Raw genomic sequence first — 4,913 nt, 5'->3', positions numbered from 1 at the left:
TGTGTAATTGTGTAATTGTGTAATTGTGTAATTGTGTAATTGTGTAATTGTGTAATCTTCCACGCTGCGCGGGAAGATTAATCTGGATTCTGGTAAGCTCTTCGATTGATCACTGATTCTGCGCAGAGAGCAGGCCGACAGCAAACGATGCCAGAAGCGCCTTCTGCTGCGCGGTGAGCGGCGTTCCGTTGAAGGTGAGATACGTTTGTGGGGTCAACAGTGATTCTACTCTAATCGAGGTTGTGGCGGTCGATTCGCCAGCCGCATCCAACAAGGGTTCCGAACTTCTGAGATCCACGCCGTAATAATTCGACATCTTGCGCAAACTCCGATCACTTGGCAGTGAATGGTCATTTTCCCAAGCACTGAAGCTAGCAGGTGAACTGTGAGTGGCTGCAGCCACTTGTTGGATAGTTTCTCCTCGTGCAATGCGAGCACGCCTCATACGTGCGCCGATGGTTTACTCAATCAAGTCTATATCCTCCAAATTATTGTCCTGACTACATATTATCCGTATACGACGACTAGTGCAATGTATTAATTTACTGTGGTCTGTAGCCTTGATTTAGGGAACGTGTGTTCGTATAATGAATTTAAAAGTCAAATAAAGAAGAACATCTATGACCCCAGAACAACTAACAGAATTCATCAACAAACACAGCTCAATCATCGAAAGTTTCCGCCGGAGTGCAAGCAACTTCCAATACGAAAAGAACGCACGGCGGCAGAAAGGAAAGCAATTTAGTGAAGCTCGCTTAGAACACGAGGTTGACCTGATGGTGGCAGCCTTCATAGATAACGTCTACACCAAGATTAAGAGCGGCGTTGCCGAAAAGAGGTTGCACCCATACGAATCCTGGGTAGACTTCATCGAGACAAAGAACGTCCTGGATTCATTGGAGGACGACGTTAGCACTATTGTTTTTGAGTAGTAGGAGGCATTACTATGGAAAGTAACGTCCCGCGCGAGTTATGGTTGTACGACGATCGCTGCATGAAGAAGTGGCAGGGGTGGATCCTTAGCGATCACTCGCAGTATATGGAAAATGAGACCGCTGCCGAAGCACCGGTACAGCCACTGGCTGAACAACCCTTTGCCGTGATCAATGAGCGCCTGCAGCGCTCCTGGGAAAATGCACTAGTGGTATCCATCCAGTCTAGCGACGTCTATGGTGGAAACTATTCCCGGCCGGTAGAAGGTGCATGCGTTGGCCTGTCTGATGGACAATGTTACCTGCAGGGAAAAGACGGAGCCATCCACGCATTTTCGATTGAAGATATGCGCCATGTTGACGTGGTTGAGGCCGACAAGTGGTGGGCAGCGTGAGTACGCCGCTGGACGACCCTAGAAAGCTCCCTGTGCATGACGTTATGTGCATCGACTGCAAGAGTTTCTACGCCTCCACCGAATCCATACGACGCGGAGAGTACCCACTAGCCGCCAAGATTGCCGTGCTCAGCACCGAAGAGACCGCCGGCGGTCTGATTCTCGCCACCAGTCCCAACACAAAACGCGATTACGGGGTGAAGCTCGGAACGCGACGCTACGAAATTAGCGACGACATGGATATTGAACTTGCCGAACCACGGATGGCCGACTATATTCGCAAGAATTACGGGATCAACCGTATCTACCGCCAGTTTACGGACGACGAGCACTGGTATCCCTACAGCATCGATGAGAGCTTCATCGACGCCACACACTCCCATAACCTTTTCGGGAGTAATGAAGAGATCGCCGCATCTATCCAGGAACGTGTTTTTCAAAAGTTTGGCATCGTCACGACCGTTGGGATTGGTCCGAACATGCTGCTGGCTAAGCTGGCTCTAGACAATGCTGCCAAAGTTCAGGAGCCGTGGCGCGCAACCTGATCTTACGAAGACGTCCCTGACACCATTTGGACAATAAACAATCTCACTGACTGCTGGAGCATCGGCCCTGGTTACGCTGCTCGACTGAAAAGCCTGGGTATCACTAATATGTACGAGTTGGCCCACACCGACAAAGACCTGCTGAAGGCCAAGCTCGGGATCATGGGCTTGCAACTCTACTACCAATCTTGGGGCATCGACTACTCAGATTTAACTCACCGTTATGTGCCGCGTATGGAAAACAAAGGGTATGGCAACTCACAGGTTCTCATGCGCGATTACTCGAAACTAGAGGACATTGAGACCGTGCTCAGTGAAATTGCTGACCAGGTAGCAACCAAGTTGCGAAAGCACAACGTACAGTGCGAGCTCATCAGCATTTCTCTTGGGTTTGCTGAGCCTGACGAGCGGAACCGCACACATTTTAGCGCGCAGACTCGCATCGATCCGACTAATCGCACACAAGATCTAATCGACGCTGTGAGGTACCTGGTTGAACAAAAGTGGGAGGGCAATGCGCTACGGAATGTTGGCGTGCGTGCAGGGAAAATTAGTACGGCTGCGGCTATCCAAACATCACTGTTTGAGCAGTTAGATGACAACCAGGTCCCCGGAGCGCTGGACCGTACTATCGACGCGATTAGGGACAGATTTGGATATAAAGCCCTCACTCGGGGTTACTCAAAGACTGACGGCGGCACAGCTATCAAGCGTTCTGGTCTTGTGGGCGGCCATCACGGCTAGAAAGGAAGCTGCAGTATGGATCCAGTGGCACGGCAACTAGAGGAAAACTACCACCGATACTTCATTAGAAAGTATAAGTACCGTTACTGGTTGGTGGTGGTAGACAACCATTTCGAAGACATCTACTCAATTTTCCTGTATACGTAAAAAATAAGAACCAGCCTGCAGCGTAGCTACGAGCTAGTTCATTTTAAACGAGATCCACAAAAGTACGAGGAGATCATGCAGCTACTGCATTCCTTCAGCAATCTATCTATTGAGTACCGGGACACCCGACACTTGATTCACCCAGGAACTGACATTACATACGATACCGCTCAAGGCCACTCAGCTAATACTCACTACTCGCTTGGCAACAATTAGTGACGCGAATATCTCTGTAATTCAATCTATTCATAAACAAAGGCAACTCGGTAAAATTACCGGGCTGCCTTTATTTGCTTGAGCTACCACTACCTTTTCTGCTTGCGCATCACAATCGAAGCGGCAACTAGCAAGTACACTGCATAGGCGTGCGGACGTTTTTCTAGACTTTCAACCTCAGGAACCTTGCTCTGACGGTATTCTTGCGGGCTCTTTCCTCCTAAAACTTTTTTTCTTCGTTTAGTGTTATACCACTCAATATACTGGTTGAGTTCCTTGGTGAAATCGTCAATAGATTTTCCTAGCCAACTTCTGTTATAAAAGAATTCAGTTTTTAGGTGACCAAAGAAGCTCTCTGCTTGAGCATTATCTGGGGTGCTGGCTTTCTTCGACATAGAACGTGTGAAGCCAAATTCATCCATCAACTCAATCCACCCCGGCCACCTGTAATGAGCCCCTCGATCTGAATGTACAACAGGCTTCTCGTCAGGCGCAAGGGTCTCTGCCGCAGCGCTAAGCATTGTGTTAACCAGTTCGGCGTTAGGACTGGTGCCGATTGTCCAACTTGTGATTTGGCCGTCAAAGCAATCAATTAGCGGGGACAAGTATACCTTCCCAGCTTGGATAGAAAACTCCGTAATATCCGTAACGAGCTTCTGGTTGGGAGCCTCAGCTTGAAAGTCTCGATCAAGGATATTAGGGACTGCCGGCGTGATTTCTCCTGCATACGAGCTATATTTGCGACACCGCGTAATGGTGACTTCCAGCCCCTCTTCAGCCATTAATCGACGGATCACTTTCTCCGAAAGATGTATGCCTTCATCATCTAATTCCATCTTGATCCGGCGGTATCCGTAGCTCTCGTAATTTTGTTTAAAAATAACTTTTAAACGTGGGCGGATGGCCTCATACTTGTCGCCTTTAGCGATGGCACCACGTTGATAGAAGTAGCTACTCTTCGACAGTTGAAGTGCTTTGAGTAACGTATTGAGTGAGTGTTTGTCACGCAGGGCATCAATCACCTGAACCTTTTCTCGGTTGGTTAGATTGAGATGGTTGATGCCCAGATCTTTTTTTAGAAGGGCGTTCACCTGGATGAGGATATCATTTTGAAGCTCAAGTTCTTTGATACGAGCTTGAAGGCTTGAGACTTCTGGGGTAACTTTTTCTTCGGCGCCTCCTTCTAATAAGCCGGGCGCCTGCTTTGCCGGAAAGGTCTCTCCAAGCACCTCTCGTTTCCAACCATAAAGCGTTTCACGGCTGACCCCAAAGTCCTCTGCGATTTCTCTGACTGGAGCCTCTCGCTTATAAAGAGCCTCTACAGCCTTGGCCTTGACTTCTTCAGTCGCGGCGGGCTTAGTCACAACTGTACGGCTCCGCAACGTATCGTCGCAACGTGGGTCTTCGAGAAGCCATTCGCGAAGTAGTTGACGCGAAGGATATCCAAGTGCCTTGACTGTCTTAGTAATAAACTGCCCGTGCTCAAAGAAGTGATCCACTGCGGCCTGACGCTGAGCACCAGAGTACTTGGATTTTCGTTTTCGAGGAGTATCGTCAAGCGTTGCCTTGGCGTCTTGTTCGTAATCTTTGACCCACCGTTTTAAGGCACCCAAAGACGGATAACCTAATTCTCGGATTACAGCACTCCATGAATGATGATATTGGTGGTTCTGGTGCAAAGTTGAAATTAAGCGTAGATCAAAGTGACTGTTTTTAGTGGTTGTAGCCTATGCCGCTAACAATTGGTCGACTTCTTGATACGCTGAAAAGCCTAAGAGGCCTAGCTTCTTTCGGCTTTCTTTGTGTATCGCATGCATGGTTTCAATGCCGTATAATGTCCTAGCTGCTGTCCGAGTGCTCTGATAACTTGCGGAACGAACCTGTTGCCGCTTAATAAAACGGTGATCTTGCTCAATCAGATTATTGCGATATTT

General features: G+C 48.5%; 5 protein-coding genes and 2 pseudogenes. 4 read left to right on the top strand and 3 right to left on the bottom strand.

Features of this window, described 5'->3' with window-relative positions:
• Nucleotides 1–109: 109 nt before the first annotated feature.
• Nucleotides 110–445, bottom strand: a complete 336-nt coding sequence (locus tag FC18_RS12400; RefSeq protein ID WP_054680665.1) for a helix-turn-helix domain-containing protein — start codon at nt 443–445, stop codon at nt 110–112.
• 175 nt (nt 446–620) lie between these two features.
• On the opposite strand from FC18_RS12400, the gene FC18_RS07840 reads away from it, so the two are divergent.
• The 4 genes and pseudogenes from FC18_RS07840 to FC18_RS12395 all read left to right on the top strand — a co-directional run bounded on the left by FC18_RS07840 (nt 621) and on the right by FC18_RS12395 (nt 2,763).
• The gene (locus tag FC18_RS07840) at nt 621–932 is read left to right on the top strand and encodes a hypothetical protein (RefSeq protein ID WP_054680668.1); all 312 of its coding nucleotides are present in this window, start codon (nt 621–623) and stop codon (nt 930–932) included.
• Nucleotides 933–946: 14 nt separating this feature from the next.
• The gene (locus FC18_RS07835; protein ID WP_054680672.1) at nt 947–1,327 is read left to right on the top strand and encodes a hypothetical protein; all 381 of its coding nucleotides are present in this window, start codon (nt 947–949) and stop codon (nt 1,325–1,327) included.
• Nucleotides 1,324–2,616 (top strand): annotated as a pseudogene (locus FC18_RS07830) (Y-family DNA polymerase). Before FC18_RS07835 ends, FC18_RS07830 begins: the two are co-directional and overlap by 4 nt.
• A gap of 15 nt (nt 2,617–2,631) precedes the next feature.
• Complete coding sequence (locus tag FC18_RS12395) at nt 2,632–2,763, top strand: hypothetical protein (RefSeq protein WP_263849311.1); 132 nt, start codon at nt 2,632–2,634, stop codon at nt 2,761–2,763.
• 398 nt (nt 2,764–3,161) lie between these two features.
• On the opposite strand, the pseudogene FC18_RS07820 reads toward FC18_RS12395, so the two are convergent.
• A pseudogene (locus tag FC18_RS07820) lies at nt 3,162–4,667 on the bottom strand (IS3 family transposase); the annotation flags it as partial.
• A gap of 39 nt (nt 4,668–4,706) precedes the next feature.
• Nucleotides 4,707–4,913 (bottom strand): DDE-type integrase/transposase/recombinase (locus FC18_RS12320; RefSeq protein ID WP_156660896.1); only part of this gene is annotated, 207 nt, incomplete at its 5' end.

The sequence above is a fragment of the Lacticaseibacillus sharpeae JCM 1186 = DSM 20505 genome (assembly GCF_001436225.1).
GTDB lineage: Bacteria > Bacillota > Bacilli > Lactobacillales > Lactobacillaceae > Lacticaseibacillus > Lacticaseibacillus sharpeae.
This window is presented reverse-complemented; position numbering and strand designations above follow the sequence as displayed.